We start from the raw sequence: 25,343 nt of genomic DNA on the forward strand, positions 1-25,343 counted from the left end.
ATGAGCATCACTATCGACCAGATTTCCAAAACCTTCGGCCGTTTCCAGGCGCTGAAAGACGTCTCTCTGGAGATTCCTGAAGGTAAACTGACTGCGCTTCTTGGGCCATCCGGCTCGGGCAAAACCACTCTGCTGCGGATTATTGCCGGGCTTGAATCTTCGGACTCCGGCCGAATCCTGTTTGGCGGCGATGACGTCAGCAACCTACACGTTCGGGATCGTAATATTGGCTTCGTGTTTCAGCACTACGCCCTGTTCCGTCACCTTACCGTGGCAGAGAATATTGCATTCGGCCTGGAGTCCCTGCCCCGCAAACAGCGGCCGACAAAATCCGAAATACGTCAGCGGGTGGCCAAACTGCTGGAGATGATCCAGTTGCCGCAACTGGCCGACCGATATCCGGCGCAATTGTCCGGTGGCCAGAAGCAACGGGTCGCCCTGGCCAGGGCCCTGGCCACTCAGCCCCGTATACTGCTGCTGGACGAGCCCTTTGGCGCGCTTGATGCGAAAGTGCGCAAAGACCTGCGTCGCTGGTTACGGGCGCTGCATGACGAGTTTCATTTCACCAGCATCTTTGTCACCCACGACCAGGAAGAAGCCCTGGAGCTGTCCGATCAGGTGGTGGTCATGAGCCAGGGACAGGTGGAACAGGTCAACGAACCTACCGATCTGTATGCACGGCCCGAAAGTCGGTTTGTGTTCGACTTCCTGGGCCATGTCAATGTGATCTCCGGCCTCGTGAAAAATCATAAGCTGGTTCAGGGGGATGCCTGGGTGTCTCTGCCCGGGCAGAAGTCTGACCAGGAAGCCCAGCTGTACTTGCGCCCCCATGAGGTCCACCTTGCCCGGGCGCCAGCGATTCACGCCCGTTTACCGCTGCGCATCGAAGCCATCAGTCTGATTGGCTCGGAAGTGCGGATAGAGCTTGTGCCGGTGGGCTGGAACAGTGACGAGATCTGGGAAGTTGGCATGAGCCACAACGAATTCGCCCGCCACAACCCAAGCCGGGGTGAACTGTGGTACGCGGTGCCAGACATCGGCCACCTGTTCGTTGCCGATAGTGCCCAGCCACGATCCGTCGACTGGGCTTATACCACAGCGGCTAACGCCAGTAATATGTAATCCTCAGGCCGCCACCCAGCGGCCTTCGGAATACTGCTCCAGGCCGCTGTCATCCATCCGCCATAGCCAGAGCCACCGGTTTTCAACCAGGGCTCTGACGTCGTCCTGAGCCTGCAGTACTTGCTCAATTCGCTCTGCTGGCGCGTCGATCACCACGGTCAACCGTATAGGTTCATGGCGCAAACGTTCACCATCGTGAACGGATTGCCAGGGTAATCCGATGCGAAGATCGGTGCCGTTGCCCTCGACTACCCCAATATTGCCTCCCACGACCGAATGCAGCAGTTTGTTGCCCGCGCCGTAGAGCGACGGCTGGGTAACCGATCCGAAATACTGCAGGTTGATCCAGTTTGCCACCACCATCGGGGCCGACATCAGCGCAGACAACACTGAACCTGTATCATCCAGCTCTGGCCTGTATTCGTGAAGGAAACATCGGCCGGCAAGATTGATTGAACGGCTGCGGTGCCGGGGCGCAATAATCATGGCGGCATTGTTTGCCAGCCCCCATTCAGGCCTGACCTCCGCCCAGTTTTGGGTGCGCTTGTTGAGTTCTTTCAGGAGGCCCTCATCGGAGTGACCATTCAATCCGAGCGTTCCTGCCCGCTCACGGCGTGTGGCCACCGAAGCGCTTTCAAAGCACTGCAATAGTTCACTGGCAATCCTTTGATGGCTGGCGGGTATGGCCGTTCCCCCCAGAAGGCGTACCTGATCCGTCACCGTGCAGTGCTCCGCAGCCACAACCAGAGTGCTTTCCGGCAAGACAATGCCCCGCTCCGCCAGCCCGACGCGCACACTGCGGTCATTAAGCAACTGTGCGGCAATGCTGGCATTAACGTCGCCGTTTTTACCGCCGCAGGCTCCGCAGGCAAGCCCGGCCTGATTCGGATTGTTATCGGTATGAGCTCCATGGCCAACAAACACCAGCAATGGTGCAAAATTGCCGGTCAACGACATGGATCTCAGCAGCCCCTCAGCAAGGTTAACCCGCTCTGGATCCGATAAGGGATCTCCGCCATAGCGGTGGAACAGGCGGCCTTCGGGCGTCGCCACCCTGGTTTTTCGGTTCTTATGTAAGCCGTCCCGAACCAACTTCCATGCCCACGCCAGTCCGGTGGTTTCCACCAACGTAAAGGTTGAGAGGCTACCGTATTTCGCATGTCGAACCGTTTCCCGTACCTGTTCCCGCCCGTCCAGCCGCTTGTTGCGCTCCAGGTCTGCCGAAAGACTGCCAAGGGTATCAACATAACGATAAGCCGGCGCCAGCAAACCCGGCAACCGGGCTTCATCGTCTGACGGGCCAAGTTTTTGATGCATCACGGGCAGCCCAAAAAACCCGGCAACACCAAGAGTGTCTATTTTTGCCGAAGCGCTTTCCAGGTGCCGCCTCAACACCTCTGAACGGACATCAATGCAGAACGCCGCCTGGACTTCAGGGATTCTGCTTGCCAATTCTTCGGGTTGTTCCTCCGGGCACCGCAAGCAGTCCCTGAACTTGCGCTGCCATGCCATTTCATAGGCGCGATGCCAAACCCACATCAGTGCATCATCACCGTGAGCGTGCCTCGCCAGCTGCCCACCAGAGACCGCCTGTTGCCATTTAGCCCGCTCATCGGCCGGTAGCGCAGACGCAGCCATCCACTCGCAAGCCAGTAATACCGTAGCTAACTGGTGGCAGAGGTGGGATGGCTGGCCGTCGAGGGACGCTCGCCAATCTTCGCCGCGGCACCATGACGCCCAGCCCGGCAGATGCAGCAGCAATGAATGTCCCGCCGCCGTGAACTGATCTGGAGTATAGGGCAAAGCTTGAGCAAGAAAATCTGCAGCACTCTGCCAATCATCCGGAAGTTGCGCTGCCAGCGCTTTTGAAGCCAGGCCCCGGGGTCCGGCCATGGATAACCAGTAGCGATACAGGTCGGTACCCTTGGTATTCGTCAGCCATTGTCCCTGCCGATGATCAAAATAGCGACCACAGAGCAGCCCGAGAAACTGCATAGTCTGTGATAGCACATCACCGTCACTCGATGGCTTAACGTGTGACAGCGCCAGCCCCGGTTTCACATCACGTGGTCGTAACCGGGACAACTGTTCAAGCAATAATTGCGTCGGCCTGTCTACCCCCTGCGCCCTGGCTGCAGCTATCAGGTCGCCCTCTCGGATACGGCCCCCGTGCCAGGCCTCCAGATAGAATTCCGGCGCCATTAACATGCCCTGCCCCCTGCGGGAAACCAGTTCGATGGCGGCTTCCTCGATACCTTGATGCCTGTGGCCCCACCAGGGATTCACCGCTATCCACCGATCCAGAGGCCAGCTAGGGGCAATCCGTTCACAGGCCATAGCGACCTGATCAACAGCCTGGTTCTGATCAACATCCGGCACGCGTAAGGTGGAATTCATTAAGATTCTCCCGATGACAGAACGTAACGGGCTTTTTTCGTCTTTTCCGTGCCCCCCTGGAGCCATTGCCTGGCCCACCGTCGGGTAACCCGTTCGAACGGTTGATCAAGATACAGGCCCTGGCTGAGCGGCAGGTTCAACCGCTGCAACCAAGAGCAATCCGGCCGGAAAAGCACAAGTAGTGACATCCCGGCCAGAAGCCCCAGCATTACCCAGGCCAACACATTGGCCGCCGGCCAGAGCACAAAATTATCTGCGCCCGCAACCGAAGGCCCCAGTACCAGGTGGAGAAGACCATATAGCGGTACCAGACTGATCGCCATGACGACAACCAATACCCGGGCACGGGCCGTGCTACCCGATGGAAGTCCGAGAACCGACGCGGCAACTGCCAGCACCAGTAAGGCCGCCAGTATCGCTTTGCCCTCCACAAGATCGGGAAGCATCCACAGCATGGCTGCCGCCAAACCTGATGCCACGCCGGCGAGCAACAGCTGCGATGCCCCCGGGCTACCGGAGAAGTAGACCGCCGTGGCCTTTACCGCCCGGCCAGACGCCAGCAATGAGTGCGCTTTGTAAAGTGAGTGGGCAAGCAAATGTAGTAATGCCAGGGTGTAGGCGCCCAGCGCAATCTCAAAGAGCATAAAACCCATCTGAGCGTTTGTGGACCAGACCAGCGCGTGTTTTACCGAGCTCTGAGTCATCATGGCAAACACTGCCACGATGGCGGTCACGCCGCCAGCGACAAGCAACAGGAAGTGGCCCACTGTAAACCCTTCAAACACCGGGAACAGCCGCAGCCAGAGGAACCCGCCGAGGTTAATTACTCCAGCATGAAGCAGTGCCGATACCGGCGTAGGCGCTTCCATCACCCGGATCAGCCACCCGTGAAATGGAATCTGTGCGCATTTGAGCACCGCGGCAACGGCAAGCAGTACGGACGCGGTCGTCAGCTTGGGGGACGAGCCACCTATTTCCCCGGCCAATGCGTAGATTTCGGGAATATGAAAACTGCCGTAGTGGCGCCAGATAAACACCACAGCACCAATAATCGCCAGATCACCCAGGCGACTGGTAATGAACTTCTGTGCTGCCGCCAACCGGGCTTGCGACCGTTCCGGGTAGAGCGTCAGCAATTGGTGCAAGGCCAGGCTGACACCAATCCAGGCGAATGCCAGAACCAGCAGATGATTGGTGAATACCAACACCAGCACACTGGCCACTGTGGTGAGGAACCAGGGCAAGAACACCGGGAAGGCGGCATCGCCACGCAGATAATCCCGGGAGTATCGCAGAATCACCCAGGAGACAAAACTGACCATCAGCGCCATCCATACCGACAGGCCATCGGGATACAGCCCGAGCGGTGCCCCCAGTTCCGGCAACCGCGTATCCAGCCCGGCCGACTTCAGCAACAAAAGAAAGCCCACCACACCGGTGACCACAATCAGCGTTTGCAGCAAAAACTCCGCCAAGCGCCAGCAATGGTCAATCTTGGTTTTCGATCGAGTCCAGTTGGCGAAGCCGGCCAGTGCCAGGAGCAGGATCGGCAAGGCCAGCCAGGTAGCCAGGGCGGAGGTGGAAAATACGCTGGTGATTGTCGGCATAACGAACTCCTTTTGCGAACAGAGCTACTTTGCCGATTATGAATTCATAGATAAAATGGTTTATAACGATTAAATTGTTCACCAAAAGAGAACAAAGGTAAAGCCGGGGAATATCCATGCGCCTGAACTATCATCATTTATACTATTTCTGGAAAGTAGCCAGCACAGGCCATTTGACCCGCGCAGCGGATGCGTTGCATATCTCCCAGTCTGCGCTGTCCGGTCAGATCCGGAAACTCGAGGACAGTCTTGGCCATGAACTGTTCATCCGGGAGGGGCGACGGCTAAAACTATCCGAAGCCGGCCGCGTCGCCTTCACCTATGCGGAAGATATTTTTCGCCAGGGCGCGGAGCTGGAAGCCCTTTTCCGAACCGGGCGCCAGACCAATCGGGAGGTGCTCAAGGTTGGCGCGGTAGCGACTCTGTCAAGGAACTTCCAGGAAGGCTTCCTTCGGCCACTGCTCGGCCGCCAGGATCTGGGCCTCAAGCTCCAGAGCGGAAGCCTGGAAGATCTGCTACGAAGACTATCGGCCCACCGTTTGGATCTTATTCTGTCCAATCAACCCGTTCACGGTGACGACGAAACCCCTTGGCTATCACGGCGTATTGCCAGGCAACCTGTCAGCATTATCGGGCCGGCGGCCGCCGAATCCCGGGTCGGCTTTCCTGACATGCTGCGTGACCAACCACTGATAGTGCCGGGCCAGGACAGCAATATCCGGCAGGCTTTTGACCAGCTGTGTGAGTACCACCAGATTCACCCGATTATTCTGGCTGAGGTGGATGACATGGCGATGATGCGCCTGCTAACTCGTGACAGCGGGCATTTCGCCATCCTGCCCCCGGTGGTTGTGCGTGACGAATTGCGCAAAGGTGAACTCAGGGATTACGGTGCATTGCCGGGCGTGTTCGAAGAATTCTATGCCATTCGTATTCGCCGGCAATTTGAGTCTCCGGCCCTGCAGGAGTTAATGGCTCAACCTCCGGAACGACTATTGACCTTTCCGGACAATGATTCTGGTTAAACTGGTCTTTTGATGCGGCGCCGGGGCCGTTATAGTCATAGGGAGTAAAAATACAACAAGATCAGGAAGTAGCCATGACATCGCGCGCCCCTCAAAAACCTTCTGTCATCATAATCGGCACCGGATTTGGCGGGCTCGGCATGGCTATTCAGCTAAAAAAAGCCGGCTATGAGCAAATCACATTGCTGGAAAAAGAAGGTGCCGTTGGCGGAACCTGGCGAGACAACACCTACCCCGGCGCGGCCTGTGATGTTCAGTCGCACCTTTACTCCTACTCCTTTGAGCCTAAACACGACTGGAGCCGGAAGTTTGGCCTCCAGGCCGAAATACTCGGGTACATGGAGCATTGTGTTAAGAAGTACGACCTGGCGCGCCATATCGAGTTCGACCGTGCCGTAGCCACGGCCAGCTTTGACAGCCAGTCGAATGAGTGGGTAGTGGGTACAGAATCGGGCCATGAATATCGCGCTGATGTGCTGATCACGGCCACCGGGCAGTTGAACCGCCCTGCCATACCCGCCATTCCCGGCATTGACCGTTTTAAGGGCACCTGCTTCCATTCTGCGCGCTGGAACCACGATTATGATGTGACCGGCAAGCGGGTTGCGGTGATCGGCACCGGCGCCAGCGCCATCCAGTTTGTTCCGGAAATTACGCCAAAAGTTGCAGCGCTGGACCTGTATCAACGCTCCGCTGCCTGGGTATTGCCGAAAGCCGACCGCCCATTTACCGCGCTTGAGCAATCACTGTTCCGGAAACTGCCGGCCTGGGACAGGCTCTACCGGGCCATGATCTACTGGAAGAACGAGTCACGCGGGCTTGCCTTTACCCGGTTCAACCGGCTACTGGATATCTTTGCCCGACAGGCCAGGAAGGAAGCGCAGACATGGGTGACCGACCCCCACAAACTGAAGCACATCATTCCGGACTATCGTATCGGCTGTAAACGGATTCTGATCTCCAACGACTGGTACCCGGCCATTAACCAGCCGCACCTGAATCTGATCACTGAGGGAATTTCTGAGATCGATGAAACCGGCGTTGTAACCTCCACTGGAGAACACCGCCCCGTCGACGCCATTATTTTCGGAACCGGCTTCAAGGCGACGGAGTTTTTGTCACCCATCAAGATCACTGGTCGTCAGGGTGTTGCCCTGAACGACGCCTGGGCAGACGGCAGCAAAGCGTTCAAAGGCATTACCGTGAATGGCTTTCCGAATCTGTTCATGCTGTATGGGCCCAACACCAATCTGGCCCACAATTCGATTCTGTTTATGCTGGAATCCCAGTTCCGCTATGTCATCAGCTCACTTGATTCCCTGGCCAGATACCCCGGGGCTGCCATGGAAGTGCGGGAAGATCGGCAATCCCGCTATTGCCAGGTGGTCCAGCACAGCCTTGAGAACAGCGTCTGGGATTCCGGATGTACCTCCTGGTATCTGGATGAACATGGCCGTAACACCATCAACTGGCCCGGGTTCACGTTCAGCTATCGCTTCTCTACCCGCGCTGCAGACACCGCTGATTATCAGTTTCTGGAGCCTGAAGCAGGCCGTTAGTCCTCTGCTGTAACTAATCGGTTGCAGTTCAACGCTAAACATAGGATGATTGGTTCATCATTTGTCTGGGTGATCGGAAATGTTAAAGCCAATCAAAAAAGGCTCCCTGGTGGAGACCGCTATCGAAAGCCTGAGGGGCGCCATCGAAAACGGCCAATGGCCTGTCGGAAGCCGGCTTCCGGTTGAAGCCGAGCTGTCTGAAGCCCTGGGAATCAGCCGCAACACCATCCGTGAAGCCGTTCGGGTGCTCGTCCATGTGGGCATGCTGGAAACCCGCCAGGGCGATGGTACCTACGTACGTGCCAATCGCGACGCTGGAGAAACGCTGCGGCGTATTGCCCGCAGCCAGTTGGCGGAACAACTCGAGGTGCGGCTGATGCTGGAAACGGAGGCCGCGAGGCTGGCGGCCACTCGGCGCACAGACAGCGATCTGAAAGCGATGAGCGACGCGCTGGATGCACGGGCACGAGCTGGCGACAACCTCACCGATCGAATCCACCATGATGAATGGTTCCACCATGCCCTGGTGCGCGCTTCCCACAACTCAGCTTTGATCGAGCTCTATGATTATTTTTCGCACGCCGTCAGCCAGACAATCGAACGTACGGAGCGCGATGACGACCTGCCAGAACCCAGCCAGGAGGACCACGAACTTCTGCTGGCAGCCATCCGCCGAAAGGATCCAGCCAAGGCAGAAATGCTTTCGCGCGCCCTGCTCTCCCCCAGCCTTGACGTGATTAACCGGCAGAATCAGCCATGAAATTCCGTCTCGATACGTTCACCCTTCTATTGCTTGGCGCCATCGTCCTGGCGTCATTCCTGCCGGTTACCGGTCGGGCAGCAGAGACTCTCGCCACTGCGGGTACTGTGGCGGTGGCCCTGCTGTTCTTTTTCCACGGCGCTGCCCTGTCCCGGCAGCAGATTATCGACGGTGCCACCCATTGGCGTCTGCACATCCTGATCACCACGCTCACCTTCGTGTTCTTTCCCTTGGCGGTGCTGCCCATTAACGGCCTCAGCAACCTGGTGCCGGAATGGATGCCCAAAGACCTGGGGCTGGGATTTCTCTATCTGGGCGTGCTGCCGTCAGCGGTATCATCCTCCATTGCTTATACCGCCATGGCCAGAGGTAATGTGCCCGCTGCAATCTGCAGCGCGGCGGCTTCTAATGTATTCGGAATGATGCTCACGCCCTTCCTGCTGCTACTGCTGGTTTCCACTTCCGGGACTGGGGAGTTTGCCGTAGCGGATGCCCTGAAGGACATCCTCCTGCAACTGCTCCTGCCTTTCGCGGTGGGCCACGCCTTCAGGCCGGTGTTGGGAGGTTTCCTTTCCCGCAACGAATCGCTGATGGCGCGATACGATCAGTGCGTCATCTGGATCATTGTCTACTCGGCCTTTTCGCACTCAGTGGTCAGCGGCCTCTGGCAGAACCTGCCGCTTCAAGCCATTGTGCTGACCATTCTGCTGTGCTTCGGTCTGCTTGGCTTATTCATGCTGGTGGCGATGATGATGGTCAGAAAGCTGGGCTTCAGTCTGGAAGACGAAGCCGCGGTGGTGTTCTGTGGTTCAAAGAAAAGCCTGGCGTCCGGGCTGCCCATGGCCAAAGTGCTGTTCTCTGGCCATCCGGGCTTTGGCATGATCGTGTTGCCAATCATGTGCTACAACCAGATTCAAGTGATCGTCGGGGCCATCCTGGCCCAGAAATATCGGGAGAAAATCGACCGGGCGTCAGCCGCCCATGCCGCCGAAGAGGCTCGCTAGAATCACCAGGCCGACGATCCATCCGATCACGGCGGGCCAGAAGTTGACCATCTGCGGTGTCTGGTCTGCCTGATCGGCGCTGGCCTGATCCCTGGACATCTCTTCGTCCGGATAGTTTCGGGGGTCGGGCTCCGGGTTTGCGTCGCGAACGCTGAACCAGTCGAACCAGTCGCCCAGAAACTGCGCTACCGGACGGGGAAAACTGCCGTTCTCCGCCATCGGACGAATCTGGGGCTCAAGGCTTTTGGCGATTTCCCTGCGCAGCGGTAACTGATCTGCAGGCGGTTCGCACAAGATGGCCTTCCAGATACCAGCATCCTGCTGGCGTTGGTTGTCGTTCATCAGGGCTTTAATCTGAATCACCACTTCGCGGACAACCTGGGCTTCGTGGGCGTCCAGCGCCCGCTCTGCGTTGCTCTCAACCCCGGATTCCTCCGTCTGCTCTCGGCGGACTTCTCCGGCGAATGGCTCGGGTTGGGCGGCGACGCTGGCCGCCGGCATGCCACCGGTTGCCTCCCTGAACGCCTGCTCAAGCGCCCGGGCCTCGTTGTCCGAGGCAAATTTCATCTGGCGCTCGTAGGCCTGCCGAATGCGTTCGCGATCTCCGGTCGGCTCGATGCCAAGGATGTCCCAGCAATTCATAAAACAGTCACTCCGGATCTGTAAAATCTGTAATCTTTATAGAGACAAATCAATCGTTCTCCCCTAGGATTCAGGGAGAACCACAACAAATCAGTCCGCTCGGCAGATTATAGAACGACACCCATGCGCATTACGAATTACCTGTCAGAAAATCGCGCTAACCGGCTCCGCACGCGCAGAACCTTCGGCCATTCCCTGCTTGCCTCAGCCATTTTCGCCCTGTCGACCAGCACTGCCGGTGCAGACACCAGTGTTCCTGAGTTCAGCAATGGACTGGTGGCGTTTGGCGAAGACATTCCAGAGGTCCTGACCACCACCCGGCTGCGCCAGCCCAAAACCCGGGTTCCCGGAAGTACCACCGTGATCACCGGTGATATGATTCGGGACCTTGGCATCCAGAACCTGTACGAGGTGTTCCGCCTGGTTCCTGGCATGGTGGTCAATTTCGTTGGTAGCCACCAACCGGTTACCACCTACCATGGCACTGTGCATTATGAACAGCGTCGTATGCAGGTCCTGGTAGACGGTCGAACTGCGCATAAGGCAACCCTGTCTGATATGGACTGGGAAACCATGCCGGTGCCTCTTGAGATGATTGAACGCATAGAAGTAGCCCGGGGGCCCAACTCGGCTGCCTACGGCATTAATGCCTTCCTGGGCACCATCAACATCATCACCCGGGACCCGGCCGATACCGCCGGAGTGGAAGCACGGGTGGTTCGGGGCTCTCGGGGGCATCTGCGTACTTTTGGTTCCGTGGGCAACGCCGACCCGGATATGGATTGGCGATTAACCTATGAAAAGCGCAAGTTCGATGGCTTCGACTACCAGGTAGACGGCGGCGAACGCTTTCCATTCCATGATGGCCACGACATCAACTCCTTTACCTATGATTCCCGCGTCAAGATCAACGACCGCACGGATGTTGAGCTGCGGGGCGGCGTGGTGGATGGCATGAATTACCAGGACAAGGACAAAAGCGGCGAGCTGAACCCGTTCGAGAATCCGGATATTGATGTGCGGGATTACTACCTGCAATCCAAACTGAACGTGATTGCGTCCGAGCGTCATTTTTTCCATGTGATGGCCAGTGTTCAAAATTTTGACCGTCGGCAACAGTACACCGTTGGCTTTCCGGATAGCACTGTGCAGTGCCTCAGAGACAACACACCGCTGTATCAGTACACCTATTTCCCGGATGGCAGTCGAGAACGGCTCTGCTTTGTAGACGGGGGTGGCGCGCCCGCCATTGCCCAGGTAGACGCGGATTCAGAGGATACCCGCCTGGAACTGGAGTTTCAGGACACCATTCTGCTCAGCGACGACCTGAGAATTGTGTCCGGCGCGGGATTCCGGAAAGATACCTTCCGCTCTGAAACCTATTTCAACGGCCGCGGTAACAATTACCAGTCCCGCTTCTTCGGCAACGTGGAATATACGCCGATAAACTGGCTGACCCTTAACGCAGGCGGTAACTGGGAGCGCACAAGCACAACAGACGATCACTACTTCTCGCCCCGGTTGGCTGCGAATTTCACGCTCAATAGCCGGCACGCCCTCCGCTTTGTCTATTCCCAGGCGGTCAGAACCCCGGATGGTTTCGAGCAGAATCCGGACTGGGGCTACACCCTCCGCAATGTCCGCCCTGCGATTTATTCCGATCTTGAGGGCCGCAGGGTAACAACCGCGGATGCGTACGAAGACCTGGGGTGGCTTACGCTCGGCAAAGACCTGAGGGAAGAACGAATCATATCCCGGGAAGTCAGCTACTTCGGCCAGTTCCCGCTAGAGCGGGCTATGCTGTCTCTGGAAGTGCGGGGCTTCAAGGATGAAATGCGGGACATGATCAGCGGTGTTATTCAGCTCAAGGACTGGAGCATCGACAACAACGTTGCCGTGGATCAGCAAGGTTTTGAAGTGGAAGCGATGATTGAATACCCCGGCACAACCTTCCGCGCCAGCTACGGCTACCTGGATCAGGATACCTGGTACACCGGTCAGCCAATCATCAACCAGGACGGTGATCTGGATACTGGAAAACAGGACCAGGCGGTCAGTCTGCTGACCCGGCTTTCTGTGCGACATTCCGGCAGTCTGGCACTGATTCAGGACCTGCCGTGGGGGCTCAAGGCCTCATCCGCCTTCTACTGGGCAGACGAATTTGGGCGTAGTCAATTCGAGCGCATTGATGCGAGAGTTGCCAAGCGCTTCTATCAGCCGCGGTATACCGCTGAAGTGGCCTTTACCATGCAACACTATCTGAACCGGGAAGCAGAACTGAGCTCCGATAACAACATCGAAGACCACAACCAGTTCTTTGTGGAGGCAGGAGTCCGGTTCTGACACTATGCTGAAAGGATTGACCAACGGGATAGCACACCAATCGGGACGGTATGATCTCATCCAGATTTTCTGACACTAAACTGCCACGAGTCCTGCAAGGGATCAGCCGAGCCGCGATGGTGGTGGCGCTGATGCTTCTGCTGCCATGGTCCCCTTTTGTCTCCGGTCAGAACGGTGAGCCAACACTGCCGACTATCTACATTGCAGGCTCAGGCAACACATCTTTGGACCAACATGTTACCCGCCTACTACGTGAACAGATCGGAGATACGGCAGAACTGGTGTTCATCCATGATGATCAAAGCCTGCGTACATCAGGCAGCCCCGTCATCACCATTGGCCCAGCCGCATTTACCCGTATTCGTCAGATCAACAGGAACACACCGATACTGGCGTTGCTGGTAGAGCGCAAGTTTATCCAAGGGTACGTTAACCGCACTCCGGGACAGGTGTCTGCCGTCTTCTATGACGTTCCGTTATTGCGGCAGGCACTGGCCGGTAAGGCGATACTGCCTCAGTCCAATCGCATTGCATTGCTGGCTTCCACGGAGTCTGTCGAGATCTATGAAGATTTGATTGACCAGCTGGCGGAGTACAGTCTCGAAGCACGCGTATTCGTCACGGATAGCGACGACCAGTTGATTCCTACCCTTATCAGGGCCCTGAACTACGGTGATTTTCTGCTCGCCGGCTCTGACGACGCCATCTACAACCCCAGAAATATCAAGCACATCCTGCTGACAGCCTATCGGCGTAACCGGATTGTCATTGGTCCCAGCCAGGCTTATGTCAAGGCGGGCGTACTGGCCTCCGGCTATGCCCCATTTCCTGCGATGGCTGCCAAGGCTGGCGAATTGCTCCAGGCATACTTTGAAACCGGGATTCTTCCTGAACCCGCGTATCCGAACGAGTTTCGTGTTGAGGTCAACGAGCAAGTGGCCCGATCACTCAACATTCCGCTCCCGAGCCGTGAATGGATATCGCAGTATCTGGACGACCTGATGCTATCCAGCCAGGAGGATTTGGAATGAACAGGCAGAATGCATCCCTGTCCAGAAAACTTCTGTTGCTTGGGGCCTTGCCAGCCGTTGTCATGTTTGTTGCGTTAATGGCATTTTTTACCTCGGCCCGGCTGGAGGACGCGCGTACCGACCTGGCTGAAAGCAGCCAGATGCTGGCGGACAGCCTGGCCCCGGCACTCGAGTACGCTGTGGTTTCCGGCAATATTGCCGCCCTGGAGCAGACACTGAATCAGTCACTACGGCGAAGCAAAGCCGAGTGGATACGCGTAACCGATGTGGTCGGAAAAGAACTCGGCTTTGTCAGCAATAGTCTTGACAGCTCGTCACAGCGACACCATAACTTCGATATTTATTCTGCGGAAATCCTGCTGGAACCCCTGGACCTTGGAGCAGGCACTGGCTGGTTCAACCCCGGCTATGGGTTCAGTTCTGGTTCATTGCGGGTTGGTGCAGTTGAAGTGGGCGTCGAACCGCGCGTGCTGGCCGATCGTCAGCAGAGTATTCTGTGGTCTTCTATCGCAGTTGGTGTCGCCATGCTGCTGTTCACCATCGTTCTGGTTAACCATTTCCTCAATAATATCCTGCAGCCCATTCGCAAGGTGGCAAGCCGGGTTGATCAACTGATTACCGGCGACTATGACTCCCAGCCCGTGACCACCAAGGGAAACTCCAAAGAGATTGTCGCCATACAGAAACAACTGAACGAGCTGGCGGACCATCTGGAGAAGCTCAGAACCACTCGCGACCAGACCCTCGCGGTGTCGGAAGAGGCCCGGGAAAAGGCCGAACTGGCAAGCCATGCCAAATCTGAATTCCTTGCAACCATGAGCCACGAGCTCAGAACCCCGCTCAATGGGGTACTGGGAATGGTTGAGTTAATCCAGGAGGAACCGTTAACCAAGCGACAGCGGGATTACCTGGGCACTGCCCGGCAGGCGACAGAGGACCTGCTTACCGTCATTTCCGATATTCTCGATTATGCCCGCATGGACAGCGGCACTCTGGAACTGGAACACCAGGAGTTTGATCTAAGGTCCATTCTGGCCAACTGTGCGGCTTCCTATCGCCATGCAGCAGAGCAGCAAGGCCTGGCACTGGATATCAATTTTCTGGGAGACTGGCCAGACAAACCGGTGGTGGTTGGCGACGCACCTCGAGTCCGACAGATTCTGGCAGGGCTGCTGGATAATTCGATTAAATATACCGCGAACGGGTTTGTCAGTGTTCGCGCAAGTTGGTTATCGCTTGAGAGCGGCTGTGTGCTTTTCGGCTGTTCAGTCAGTGATTCCGGAGCGGGTATTCCCAGTGACCGCCTCCACAATATTTTCCACACATTCGAGCAAGTTGACTCCGGTAACACCCGTGCCCATGACGGCGCCGGACTGGGGCTCTCTCTGGTTCAGCGGTTGGTGGAACTGATGGGTGGCCATATTCAGGTGGAATCAGATTTCGGAGAGGGCTCCTCGTTCCGTTTTGAGCTGCCATTTGAGCTGGCGGATGCCCCGGCCACGGTTCAACCGGAGTTCACGGATATCCCGAGGGAGCAGTTGGGAAAAAAATCCTGGGCCCTGGTGGTCGAGGACAATGAGGTGAACCAGAAGGTCTCCACCACGCTGCTGAACAAGCTCGGTTTTGAAACCGATACCGCGAATAACGGCCAGGAAGCGGTCGACAAGGTAAAAAACAAACACGAAGGCTACGATGTCATCCTGATGGATTGCCAGATGCCGGTGATGGACGGCTACCAGGCAACCCGAATGATTCGCGAATGGGAACAGGGGAACGGCCAATGCGGTACGCCGATCATCGCCCTGACGGCTGATGTCTCAACAGAAACCGAGGCCAGCTGCCGGGCCAGCGGCATGAATGATTACATACCCAAGCCGGTACGCCGCGAGACGCTCAGGGAAGTACTAAGCCGCTGGATTCGATTGTAAAGAACCGGCGAGCTTACGCTACCGGTTCACGCATGGTGACAAATTCTTCCGCTGACGTCGGGTGAATACCCATGGTTGAGTCAAACTGCGCCTTGGTGGCACCGGCCTTGATAGCAACGGCCAGCCCCTGAATGATCTCGCCGGCGTCTGGCCCCACCATATGAGCGCCGAGCACCTTGTCGGTCTCATCGTCCACCACCAGTTTCATCAGGCATCTCTCGTCCCGTCCGCTCAATGTGTATTTCATCGGTCGGAACTCTGAACGGTAAATGCGCAGCCTGTACCCGGCTTCCCTGGCCTCTTCCTCAGTCAGACCAACGGTACCGATATTCGGCTGGCAGAATACAGCGGTCGGAATAGCACTGTAATCCATATCGCCCTGACCGTCACCAAACAGCCGACGAGACAGCACCATGGCCTGGGCCAGTGCCACTGGAGTGAGCTGCGGTGTGCCGATGACATCGCCCAGCGCGGTGATTGAGGGTACGGAGGTCTGGAAGTGGTCATCCACAACGATGTGACCCGAAGCGTTGAGTTCAATACCCAGTTCTGTCAGCCCCAGACCATCAACCAGGGCTCTCCGGCCCGTTGCCGCCATCACAAGGCCCGTTTCAAGGCGTTCTCCATCAGACAACATAACCTGATAGTGGGCGCCCTGGGTCTCAATGGATTCGATGGTTGCGTTGAAACGCAAGTCGACGCCCTTTTTCCGCATTTCCTGCTCGGTGAACCGGCGCACATCGTTATCAAAGCCCCGCAGGAACAGATCCCCCCTGTACAACAGGGTGGTTTCCACCCCTAGCCCGGCCAGTATACCGGCGAACTCCACCGCAATATAACCACCACCCCAAACCACGGCATGACGGGGTAATTGCGGAAGGTAGAACATTTCGTTGGAGGTAAGGATGCAGTCTTTACCGGGAACATCCGGCACTACCGGCCAGCTTCCCGTCGCGACTGTGATGTGTTTTGCACGATAGCTCCGTTCGCCTACCGTGACGGTATTGGCATCACTGATGGTTGCCGTGCCATTGATGATCTCAACTCCGGCATTCTCGAGCAGGCGGCCATAGATGCCATTCAGGCGCTCAATCTCAGCGTTTTTGTTTGCCACCAGTGTGGGCCAGTCGAAGCTGACCTGATCCAGCGGAACTCGCCAGCCATAGCCTGCGGCATCTTCCAGTTCGTCATGAACATGGGCGCCGTACACAAACAGTTTTTTCGGAACACAGCCAACGTTAACACAGGTACCCCCAAGGTAGCGGGACTCAACCACGGCAACCTTCGCGCCCCGCTGTGCCGACATTCTAGCCAGGCGGACCCCACCGGAACCGGCACCAATTACGATCAAATCAAAATCATGGCTGTCTGACACATTCACTCCTGATGACAAATACTGTGTTAATGCGGCGTTGCCTCGTTCCGGGCGTCACTAGCTTCAGATCCAATTTCCCGGAACAGGACATGATCTTCAAAATCACCCAGGCGTATCTTACCCAGGCTGCGGAAGCCCTCGGATTCGTAAAACGGCAGATATCGGCTGTTACCGGTATCCAGTACCAGCCCCTTGCCCCGGGGATTTTCCTCACAAAGCTTCTCGACCGCTTTGAGCAAAACCCGACCATACCCCTGATTCTGATATTTTGGGTTGACCCCCATCAAAGGCAACTGATGAGCCTGCGGGTGCGGCAACAGGTCGCGGATTTTCTGATGGTAATCCAGGTATCGGCGAGTCGAGGCAAACCCCGCCGTCAGCACCATGCGAATTCGCCAGCTAAGCTGCTCGGCGAGGTTCATCCGGAGTTCCGGGTCGCCGATGAAGGCCACGGCAATCAGGGTATCCCCTTTCATCACACCAACGGCATCCTGATTGAGCTCAAGGTACAGGTCAATCAGCTCTCTCACCGTGGCTCTTACCCGCTGGTCATAACCGGCCCGGCGATGATCAAACAGGTACTGGAACGTTGGATCTTCCCGGTACGCATGGCAAAGAATCGACTGGGCCTCGTTGCGGGCAGTCTCATCAAGACGAACCACGACAGCATCAGAATTATTATTGTTTTCCTGCTTATCACGCATTTACTCGCGCTCCTCCGGAATGACCGGTCAGCTTGGGGCATGCCCCTTTCAGATCGTCAGTGTCAGCCGCACGGATACCCGCCCCGGCTCATTTCCCCTGTCCATGGCAGCCTGATCTACAATCACCCCATGCCGGGCGTCAAGCTGTTCCAGCCAGGCCGCTACCTCGGCGAACGGTGCGGCTTCAAGCCAGACCCGGATGGCAGACTCGCCGCTTGGCTCAAATCGCTGCAGCGAAAGCCCCGCTTCACCTGCGGAGCGGGTAACCAGGGCCATCAGAGCCCGGCCGTCCTCGGGCTTTTCAACGCCGGCCCCCGCCGATGAACCGGAACCTGCGCCACCAAGGCGACGAATGGTTGCCTGGTTTGCCTGCATCCAGGCCAGAAGTTGCTCGGCATTTTCACGACTGGCTTCCGCCTGGTTGCTGAAATCAGCCACAGGCCGCCAGATGCCAAAATAGAGAATGGCCAACAGCAAAGCAATGCCCAGCATCACCAGCGCCTGCCTGTCCCGCACCGGCAGTTGATCGTATCTCGCGATAAGCTTACCGACCGCCGGCTGGTCTTTAATTCGTGCCCACATGGCGTTAGCCTCCCGAAACCGTCAACCGGCCACGGGAGCCGGAGCTTTCATTAACCACAGAACCAATCTGCGCACGCAATCCCTGATTGGCCAGGCCGTTTCTCAGATTACTCATCCGTTCATAACTGTCGGCCCGGACGTCTACCACTAGCTCTCCCCGGTTCCGGCTGTAGTTGATGGAATTAAAGGTAACCGCCTGAGCATTCGCAACCCGGCTGTACTGATCTCCGGTGTATTTCATCAGGGTGATGAAATCCACTTCTTCCCGGCCAGCGCCGGCCACCCTCAACTGGCCCTCAATCACCCGGCGCACATTGCCCGCGTGGGTACGGCGGTCAGCGGGAAAGGCGTCACGGTAGATGGCCATGGCCTGGCTTTGCAGCTCCTCGGCCTCCTGGTTGTGATACACACCCATACCAATCTCAAGCCCCAGCTGAATCACAAACCAGACGGACGCAACCGCAATCAGTGGCTTCCAGGGCTTCAACGGGCTGCTGCCGTTCGTTTTAACGGAGAAGGCGCCCTGGCATAGATTGACCGGGTGACACATATGATGATGGTGGGACCACGCCAGCAGCTCCAGCGCCGTAAATTCCAGAGGCTTCTGCGCCAGATGTACCCGGCCATCGGCACCGCTCAGTTCCAACAATGCCGGCTGCCAGAGTTCCAGCTCGGGCTCGGTTCCATAAACAGTGACCGGTATCTCCGCGACCACTTCTTCAGTGGCTGGCGCCGCCAGGGTAACACCCAGCATGCCTAGATTGGCGGTCTGCAGTCGCAGCCACTCACCTCTATGACTTACCAGCATGGCCCACTCGCCGTCGAGGCAGGCGGTCCAGCCGTTATCAGTTGTCGGCAACAGGGAGGCATCCGGGTAAATGGCATCCAGGCGCACATGCTCCCAACCTGTAAACAGCTCTAACCACTGCCCCATTTGGGATTGATCTATTGCCGCGACATGGTATCCATCCGAAGTATGACGGCCAAGCGCCAAGTGAACGCTCTCGATGTCCTGGGCAATCTGTTCTTCCACCGCGTATGGCAGCGCCTGGTGTACAAACCGGCTTTGCTTGGCCGGAATATCAGCCAGGCAAAACAGGGCTTCGTCACCCGGAATAAGGCCGATCAGCAGCACTTTTTCCAATGCATTCTGGCCGAGGGTCTGCTCAATCGCATCCCGGGTATCTGCCGCACCACTGGCCTGGGTATCGCCACTGGCATCCTGTAACAGCCAGCTGAACAGCTGTGATTCCGGGTTCTGGTCCAGGTCTGCGAAGGGCGGGACCGGCCGAACAAAAAGGCGGTAAGACATGGCTATCCTTCTGAGAATGTATATGGCTCTTTGGTGATGCGATTCTTTTGCCCGGAATCCCTGTGCACCGTCCGGACTTCACCCTCCGGACTCCTGAATACCGTGCTGACCATATTAACGACACGATTATCGTAGGTAATCCGTGAAACAACTTCAAAAAAACGGGTTTGCAAGGTCAGCCCGGTGGTTTTCAGGCCCATACCGGAAAACTCTGGCAAGGCGAGGAAATCCTGCAAATTCTCAAACCGCTCTTCTTCTCTCTTGGCCAGGACTGACTCTGCCTGAGCTTCCGTCATGTCATCGTGCAACGACATCAACACCGCGCCAGTGGCGGTATTCACGTTGATCCCGATACCACTGACCGGCAGTGTACTGACATGGGGCCTGAGCGCCACATAGATCTCCTCAGTCATCCCATCGATCAGGCGTAATTCGGTGATTGACACAAACGGCTGATTGGCCGCCCGATACGCCGGCTCCGCTATCAGGTACTGGCCATCTTCGGCGCCATAGGCACTGATCGTCTGGTCATCTGCATCAATCCAGTCAATCAGTGCGTCGACTGAAACAGCGGTAATGCCGAGAGCCCGGAACAGCCGCACCAGTCTGTCGCGGGTCAAAGGGTCTACCTGGCCGTTTGGGGTAACCAGGTCGTTGAGATTGATGCGCCCTGCCAGGTCATCTATCTGAACCTCCGCCACACCGTTGTCGTCCAGTGGCAGGATGGCAGCATATTGAGCCCAGAATTCATCGGGGCTGTCCACCATCACGCCGTCCTCCCGGTCCTGCTCAAAATCGCGTACCAGAATCCGGCGGGCGAACTCTTCGGCGCCCAGTGCAATGCTGTGCCCCTGCTGCTGCGCCAGGTAATGCCCGGCCTTGAACACCTGAACACTTTGTTGCCTGCTCATGCCTGTGGCCAGCATCACCACCAGCGCCATGGCCAGCAGCACCATGATCAGCGCTACGCCCTGCTGTCCGGACGGCTTACTCCTGACAGGTTGCCGCTTCATGTGCCGGCCCCTTGCTGGGTATCCTGAACTTCCTGAGATTCTTCTTCATCGGTATCCGAGTTGCCAGTTGCCTCCTGCTGCTGGTTAACCACGGCCTGTGCCTGGGCAAGGTCAAAGTCAGTCAGGGCAAAGGTTCTGACCAGTTCTCCGAACAGTTCATGCTCCAGAGTAATTTCAATGCCCCTCGGCATGGGCAGCACCGGCCTGGCACCGGGCGACAGGCTGGCGAGGTCCTGATCTGACGGCCAGTCATCCTGCCAGTTCAGTTGACTGTTCAGAAAGCGAATTTCAAGAGACACCACGTTGTCCAGTAACAGCAGATCCTGGCTATTGTCTTCCTGTCCCTGGTCAACCGTCGGCCAATAGCGGCGCCGGAGCTCGGTCCCGGTGTATTCCCAGGCAACCCGTTGCAGCCCACTACGCCTCAGGCCGAGGGGGTTTCGCCAGCCCTGGCGGGTTAATACCAGTTCAAAGGCGTCCTCACGACTGCTGAGTGCAGGCCGGAAGTCGCCGTAGACGTCCCGAATCGGCCGGTTAACCAATTGGTTCAGGTCCCGCTCCAGCAATAACATGGTTTTCTGGAGGTTTTCGAACTCACCAGACACGTCGTTCACCCGGTCCCGCGCAGTCACCACGCCATTGATCACCTGCCAGACTCCGAGACCGATAACAGCGGTGATGGTCACCGCAATCAACACTTCCATCAGGGTAAAACCGGAACTGGTATAAAGACCTGAATAGCCTGAACGGGAGCGCATCACTTCTCCCCAAGAAATGCTGACAGGGTATGCACAGGAACCGGATCGCCCCCACTGTCAGTGTAGCGGGCAACGGTTACTTCCACCCGGCGCATGCTCGGCTCGGCGGTACCTTGAACAACCGTGGTGACCCGCCACCGGTACTGGCCGAAATCCCGATCATCGGAGTTTTCGGAAATGCCCGGCAACGCCTCTTGCAAACGGAGTTCGTTGATCCGGTTATCTGCCACCCAGCCGGCCAGGGTTTTATCGCGAACCCGTTCGTAGCTTGAAATGTATTGACTGCCTACCTCCGCCGCTGCAGTGGCTATCAAACCGAACACCAGCAAGGCAATCAGCACTTCAAGCAGAGTGAAACCTCCGGCGCGGTTTACCATGCCTCATCCTCACTGCCCGGTTTGCGCCACTGGAGCGGGGATACACCGTCGGACTCGATCACGTGCATGTCGTCGGTGTTGCTGCCGATGGTGAACTCAAGAATAAAGGGTGTGGTTTCGCCACTGGAGAAAAACACCACGTCCGGGCGCAGACGATCTTCTGCCGAGGTCAGGCGGGGCGCGTCGTTTTCAATGTAATCAGTGAGGGTTAGCCATTCAGGCAAGGGCCTGGCACGGAACAGCCGCTCCCCGGACATCTTCCATTCACCGGTATCATCCTGATACGACACGAATCGATAGTTGTCGTCCTCGATTAACAGCCCAAGCTCCAGATTGTTCAGGATTGCCTGTTCCGATGCGGTTTGCATCAGCAGGAACAGATCCTGAACGGTATTCTCCAACTCACGCTTCTGGGAACTTCCGGCCATGTTGAACACCGCCAACGCGGCCAGAAGCCCGACAATAATCAGGACAACCAGAATTTCAATCAGCGTAAAACCGATTTGGTTCGCCCTGCGTTTCACAATCGATCAGTTCCCGGTTTTCCAGACGCTGATATCGGCAGCATCGCCTTCACCACCTTCCTGACCGTCAGAGCCGAAGGAGTAAAGATCGTAGGGCCCCTCCGTTCCGGGGCTCACGTACTGATACTCGTTACCCCAGGGATCTTCCGGGACGCTTTTCAGGTAGCCGTCTGCGTTCCAGTTACGGGGTTCCGGTGATCCGCTGGGCCGGCGCACCAACGCTTCCAGACCTTGCTGGGTAGACGGGTAATGGCTGTTATCCAGGCGATAGAGGTCCAGGGCGTTAGCGATATTGCTGAGCTGGGTTTCGGCTACCGTCACCTTCGCCTGGTCGCTACGGCCCATAATGTTGGGCGCCACAATCGCTACCAACAAGCCAAGAATGACCATCACCACCATGATTTCAATCAGCGTGAAGCCTTTGTTACGGGCCGGGTTCGGGTTCTGTTTCATACTCATTGTTCCACTCATCATTGACCTGGGTCTTGGGTTAATCCGTTTTCATGGCAGGCGTTAGCCCACCAGATTGCTCATGTTCAAAATGGGCAGCATGATCGCCAGTACGATGATCAGCACCACGACGCCCATCACCAGCAGCATCAACGGCTCAAACAGGCCGACAATGGCTGCAATCTTCGACTGCAGGGTGTTTTCCTGCATCCGGGCAGTGCGCTCCAACATGCCGTCCAGCTCACCACTGGCCTCGCCACTGGCAATCATGTGCAACATCATTGGCGGAAAGTAGCCAGTCTGATCCAGCGACCGATGCAACGAGCCGCCCTCGCTGACTTTACGTGCCGCATCTTTCAGCTCTTTACGCAGGTAGTCGTTAGACAGTACCTCACCGGCGATTTTCATGGCCTCTACCAGTGGCACACCACTGGTGGTCAGGATGCTCAGGGTGCTTGCATAGCGCGCCGTGTTCACACCCCGAACCATGCCCGAGAACAACGGAAGATGTAATAACTGCTTGTGGAATTTCATCCGGAACCCGGGTTTGTTCAGGGCAACCCGAAAACCAACCAGTGCCAACATCAACAGGATAAAGAGATAGACACCATAAGTGCCGAGAAATTCCGACACCGATAACATGGCCATGGTCAGCCCGGGCAAGTCCTGTCCTTGCCGGACAAACACCTCGATGATATCCGGCACCACGTAGGTCAGCAGGAAGACCACGATGGCGATAGCAACCACACTGAGAATGATCGGGTAGATCGCGGCCAGCTGGATTTTCTGCCGGGCTTCCTGGCGGTTTTCGGTGTAGTCCGCCAGCCGGTTCAGTACCAGGTCCAGGTGGCCGGCGTGTTCACCGGCAGCAACGGTGGAGCGATAAAGCCGGGGAAATGCTCTTGGAAACTCACCAAAACTGTCCGCCAGCGTGTAGCCTTCCATCACTTTGGCCCGAATCGCAATTAACATGCTACGGATGCGGGGCTTGGTGGATTGCTGGGCGGCTGCGCTGAGTGCCTGTTCGATGGGGATGCCTGACTGAATCAGGGTGGCCAGTTGGCGGGTTACCAGGGCAAGGTCCGCGGCACTCAGGGAACCTCGATTACTGAATGGGTTGGTTCGGGCCTGTTGTTTGTCAACGGCCGGTTCAACGGTCAGCGGGGTTAACCCTCTCTCCCGCAACTGCTGGCGCACGGCACGAGCAGCGTCTGCCTCCAATACACCCTGCTTTTGCTTTCCCCGTTGGTCCAGCGCTTTGTAAACGTAGGCTGGCATGGATTACTGGCTCCGGTGGGTAACGCGCAGAACTTCTTCCACGGTGGTCGTGCCTTCCAGGATCTTTTTGACCCCGTCCGCATGAATGCTCGGGCTACGAAGGCGAGCGGCTTTCTCCAGGTCCATCTCCCCTGCCCGTTTGTGAATCAGCGTGCTGATTTCTTCGGTAATTTCCACCACCTCATAGATACCAATACGCCCACGGTATCCCAGCTGGTTACAGTGTTCACAGCCCTTAGCCCGATAGATGGTGGGCGGATTGGCCGGGTCCTGCTGAAGGAATTCGCAATGTTCTTCGGTCGGCGTATAGGGTTCGCGACAATGGGTACACAGCACCCGAACCAGGCGCTGGGCAACAATGCCCACCAGGCTTGAGGAGATCAGGAATGGCTCAATGCCCATATCCATCAAGCGGGTAATGGCACCTACGGCAGTATTGGTATGCAGGGTTGAAAGCACAAGGTGACCGGTCAAACTGGCCTGAACGGCAATCTCCGCGGTTTCCAGATCCCGGATCTCACCAATCATGACCACATCCGGGTCCTGGCGCAGGATAGCCCGAAGCCCCCGGGCGAAGGTCATATCCACCTTGGTGTTGACCTGGGTCTGGCCGATACCGGGCAGGTTGTATTCGATGGGGTCTTCGACAGTCAGAATATTGCGGCTTCGGTCGTTTATTTCCTGCAATGACGCATACAGGGTGGTCGACTTACCGGAACCGGTCGGGCCAGTAACCAGCAGAATTCCGTAAGGGCGGTAGATGAGTTTGCGCAGGATCTTCAGGTCATTTCCCGCCATGCCCAACGATTCCAGGCGGATGGTGCCCGCCTGTTTATCCAGCAAACGCAGCACCACTCGCTCGCCACTGGATGACGGCATGGTGGACACCCGGATATCCACTTCCCGGCCGGCAACCCGGAGCGCAATACGACCATCCTGGGGCACCCGCTTTTCAGCGATATCCAGTTTTGCCATGACCTTGATGCGGGAAACCAGCAAAGGCGCCAGGGCCCTTTTGGGCTGAACCACCTCACGCAGCACGCCATCGACGCGGAAGCGCACCACCAGGTGCTTTTCATAGGTTTCGATATGAACGTCCGAAGCGTTGGTTTTCACTGCCTCGGTAAGAATGGCATTGATCAGGCGAATGATCGGGGCGTCGTCTTCCTGCTCCAGAAGATCTTCGGTCTCCGGCACAGAATCCGCCAGCGACGCCAGGTCCATGTCATCGCCAATACCCTCCACCATCTGCATGGCTTCGGCTGAATCATTCTGATAAGCAGCGTTCAGAGCCTGGTCAAAACGGTTTGCTTCAATTGTGGTAAAGCGGGCCCGACCACCACTGATCCGGTTTGCTTCAGCAAGTGCAGAGTGGGACGCACCCGGTCGCACCAGGATAATCGCTTCACCATCCTCATTGCGGGTAAGAATGACACCGTTGCGCTTGGCAAAGGTGAACGGAAGACGGCCCAGCGGCGCATCCTGCGGCTGCATTTCAGTTTCGGTGGTCAAGGTCTTCCTCGTTGTTTCCGTCAGATCATTCATTATTCTT

General features: G+C 57.0%; 22 protein-coding genes. 8 read left to right on the forward strand and 14 right to left on the reverse strand.

The features are described from left to right. The gene (locus J122_RS17325; protein ID WP_061333387.1) at positions 1-1,122 is read left to right on the forward strand and encodes a sulfate/molybdate ABC transporter ATP-binding protein; all 1,122 of its coding nucleotides are present in this window, start codon (positions 1-3) and stop codon (positions 1,120-1,122) included. A gap of 3 nt (positions 1,123-1,125) precedes the next feature. Here J122_RS17325 and J122_RS17330 read toward each other — a convergent pair whose 3' ends face one another. Both J122_RS17330 and J122_RS17335 read right to left on the reverse strand, forming a co-directional pair. Continuing rightward, positions 1,126-3,519, reverse strand: coding sequence for a YbcC family protein (locus tag J122_RS17330; RefSeq protein ID WP_061333388.1), 2,394 nt, complete (start codon positions 3,517-3,519; stop codon positions 1,126-1,128). Further along, positions 3,519-5,126, reverse strand: a complete 1,608-nt coding sequence (locus tag J122_RS17335) for an NADH-quinone oxidoreductase subunit L (RefSeq protein WP_061333389.1) — start codon at positions 5,124-5,126, stop codon at positions 3,519-3,521. The genes J122_RS17330 and J122_RS17335 overlap by 1 nt, the downstream gene beginning before the upstream one ends. A 116-nt stretch (positions 5,127-5,242) precedes the next feature. On the opposite strand from J122_RS17335, the gene J122_RS17340 reads away from it, so the two are divergent. The 4 genes from J122_RS17340 to J122_RS17355 all read left to right on the forward strand — a co-directional run bounded on the left by J122_RS17340 (position 5,243) and on the right by J122_RS17355 (position 9,474). Continuing rightward, complete coding sequence (locus J122_RS17340; protein WP_061333390.1) at positions 5,243-6,151, forward strand: LysR family transcriptional regulator; 909 nt, start codon at positions 5,243-5,245, stop codon at positions 6,149-6,151. Positions 6,152-6,225: 74 nt separating this feature from the next. Continuing rightward, on the forward strand, positions 6,226-7,710 hold the full coding sequence (locus J122_RS17345; protein ID WP_061333391.1) for a flavin-containing monooxygenase: 1,485 nt from the start codon (positions 6,226-6,228) through the stop codon (positions 7,708-7,710). Between the two features lie 79 nt (positions 7,711-7,789). After that, positions 7,790-8,470 carry a FadR/GntR family transcriptional regulator gene (locus J122_RS17350; protein WP_061333392.1) on the forward strand — a complete coding sequence of 227 codons (681 nt, stop codon included), beginning with the start codon at positions 7,790-7,792 and terminating at the stop codon, positions 8,468-8,470. Continuing rightward, positions 8,467-9,474, forward strand: coding sequence for a bile acid:sodium symporter family protein (locus tag J122_RS17355; RefSeq protein WP_061333393.1), 1,008 nt, complete (start codon positions 8,467-8,469; stop codon positions 9,472-9,474). Before J122_RS17350 ends, J122_RS17355 begins: the two co-directional genes overlap by 4 nt. On the opposite strand, the gene J122_RS17360 is transcribed toward J122_RS17355, so the two are convergent. Continuing rightward, the gene (locus J122_RS17360) at positions 9,442-10,116 is read right to left on the reverse strand and encodes a J domain-containing protein (protein ID WP_061333394.1); all 675 of its coding nucleotides are present in this window, start codon (positions 10,114-10,116) and stop codon (positions 9,442-9,444) included. The two genes, J122_RS17355 and J122_RS17360, sit on opposite strands and share 33 nt — an antisense overlap. A 123-nt stretch (positions 10,117-10,239) precedes the next feature. Between J122_RS17360 and J122_RS17365 the strand changes: the two genes are divergently transcribed. The 3 genes from J122_RS17365 to J122_RS17375 all read left to right on the forward strand — a co-directional run bounded on the left by J122_RS17365 (position 10,240) and on the right by J122_RS17375 (position 15,418). Continuing rightward, the gene (locus tag J122_RS17365; RefSeq protein WP_082780630.1) at positions 10,240-12,459 is read left to right on the forward strand and encodes a TonB-dependent receptor plug domain-containing protein; all 2,220 of its coding nucleotides are present in this window, start codon (positions 10,240-10,242) and stop codon (positions 12,457-12,459) included. Positions 12,460-12,683: 224 nt separating this feature from the next. Further along, complete coding sequence (locus tag J122_RS17370) at positions 12,684-13,490, forward strand: ABC transporter substrate-binding protein (RefSeq protein ID WP_227510263.1); 807 nt, start codon at positions 12,684-12,686, stop codon at positions 13,488-13,490. Next, a complete protein-coding gene (locus J122_RS17375; protein WP_061333396.1) occupies positions 13,487-15,418 on the forward strand; it encodes a response regulator in 1,932 nt (643 codons plus the stop codon). Before J122_RS17370 ends, J122_RS17375 begins: the two co-directional genes overlap by 4 nt. A 13-nt stretch (positions 15,419-15,431) precedes the next feature. Here J122_RS17375 and gorA read toward each other — a convergent pair whose 3' ends face one another. The 11 genes from gorA to gspE are packed head-to-tail and all read right to left on the reverse strand — an operon-like array spanning position 15,432 to position 25,285. Continuing rightward, on the reverse strand, positions 15,432-16,793 hold the full coding sequence (gorA, locus tag J122_RS17380) for a glutathione-disulfide reductase (protein ID WP_061333397.1): 1,362 nt from the start codon (positions 16,791-16,793) through the stop codon (positions 15,432-15,434). Between the two features lie 26 nt (positions 16,794-16,819). Then, positions 16,820-17,497: a GNAT family N-acetyltransferase gene (locus J122_RS17385; protein WP_061333398.1), complete on the reverse strand. Its 678-nt coding sequence runs from the start codon at positions 17,495-17,497 to the stop codon at positions 16,820-16,822. A gap of 48 nt (positions 17,498-17,545) precedes the next feature. Beyond that, complete coding sequence (gene gspM / locus J122_RS17390) at positions 17,546-18,079, reverse strand: type II secretion system protein GspM (protein WP_058091055.1); 534 nt, start codon at positions 18,077-18,079, stop codon at positions 17,546-17,548. Positions 18,080-18,083: 4 nt separating this feature from the next. Beyond that, positions 18,084-19,391, reverse strand: coding sequence for a type II secretion system protein GspL (gspL, locus tag J122_RS17395; RefSeq protein ID WP_061333399.1), 1,308 nt, complete (start codon positions 19,389-19,391; stop codon positions 18,084-18,086). 2 nt (positions 19,392-19,393) lie between these two features. Next, the gene (gene gspK, locus J122_RS17400) at positions 19,394-20,404 is read right to left on the reverse strand and encodes a type II secretion system minor pseudopilin GspK (protein ID WP_058091057.1); all 1,011 of its coding nucleotides are present in this window, start codon (positions 20,402-20,404) and stop codon (positions 19,394-19,396) included. Beyond that, entirely contained in the window at positions 20,401-21,162 is a 762-nt protein-coding gene (gene gspJ, locus J122_RS17405) for a type II secretion system minor pseudopilin GspJ (protein ID WP_082780631.1), read from the reverse strand. The genes gspK and gspJ overlap by 4 nt, the downstream gene beginning before the upstream one ends. Continuing rightward, entirely contained in the window at positions 21,162-21,539 is a 378-nt protein-coding gene (gene gspI / locus J122_RS17410) for a type II secretion system minor pseudopilin GspI (protein ID WP_061333400.1), read from the reverse strand. The genes gspJ and gspI overlap by 1 nt, the downstream gene beginning before the upstream one ends. Beyond that, on the reverse strand, positions 21,533-22,063 hold the full coding sequence (gspH, locus tag J122_RS17415; protein WP_061333401.1) for a type II secretion system minor pseudopilin GspH: 531 nt from the start codon (positions 22,061-22,063) through the stop codon (positions 21,533-21,535). Before gspH ends, gspI begins: the two co-directional genes overlap by 7 nt. Before the next feature lie 6 nt (positions 22,064-22,069). After that, entirely contained in the window at positions 22,070-22,522 is a 453-nt protein-coding gene (gspG, locus tag J122_RS17420; protein ID WP_061333402.1) for a type II secretion system major pseudopilin GspG, read from the reverse strand. A 54-nt stretch (positions 22,523-22,576) separates the two neighbouring features. Next, positions 22,577-23,791 carry a type II secretion system inner membrane protein GspF gene (gene gspF / locus J122_RS17425; RefSeq protein ID WP_058091060.1) on the reverse strand — a complete coding sequence of 405 codons (1,215 nt, stop codon included), beginning with the start codon at positions 23,789-23,791 and terminating at the stop codon, positions 22,577-22,579. Positions 23,792-23,794: 3 nt separating this feature from the next. Continuing rightward, positions 23,795-25,285, reverse strand: a complete 1,491-nt coding sequence (gene gspE, locus J122_RS17430) for a type II secretion system ATPase GspE (RefSeq protein WP_230714764.1) — start codon at positions 25,283-25,285, stop codon at positions 23,795-23,797. Positions 25,286-25,343 lie beyond the last annotated feature (58 nt).

Origin of the sequence: Marinobacter excellens LAMA 842, assembly GCF_001574445.1 — a bacterium.
Taxonomy (GTDB): Bacteria; Pseudomonadota; Gammaproteobacteria; order Pseudomonadales; family Oleiphilaceae; genus Marinobacter; species Marinobacter shengliensis.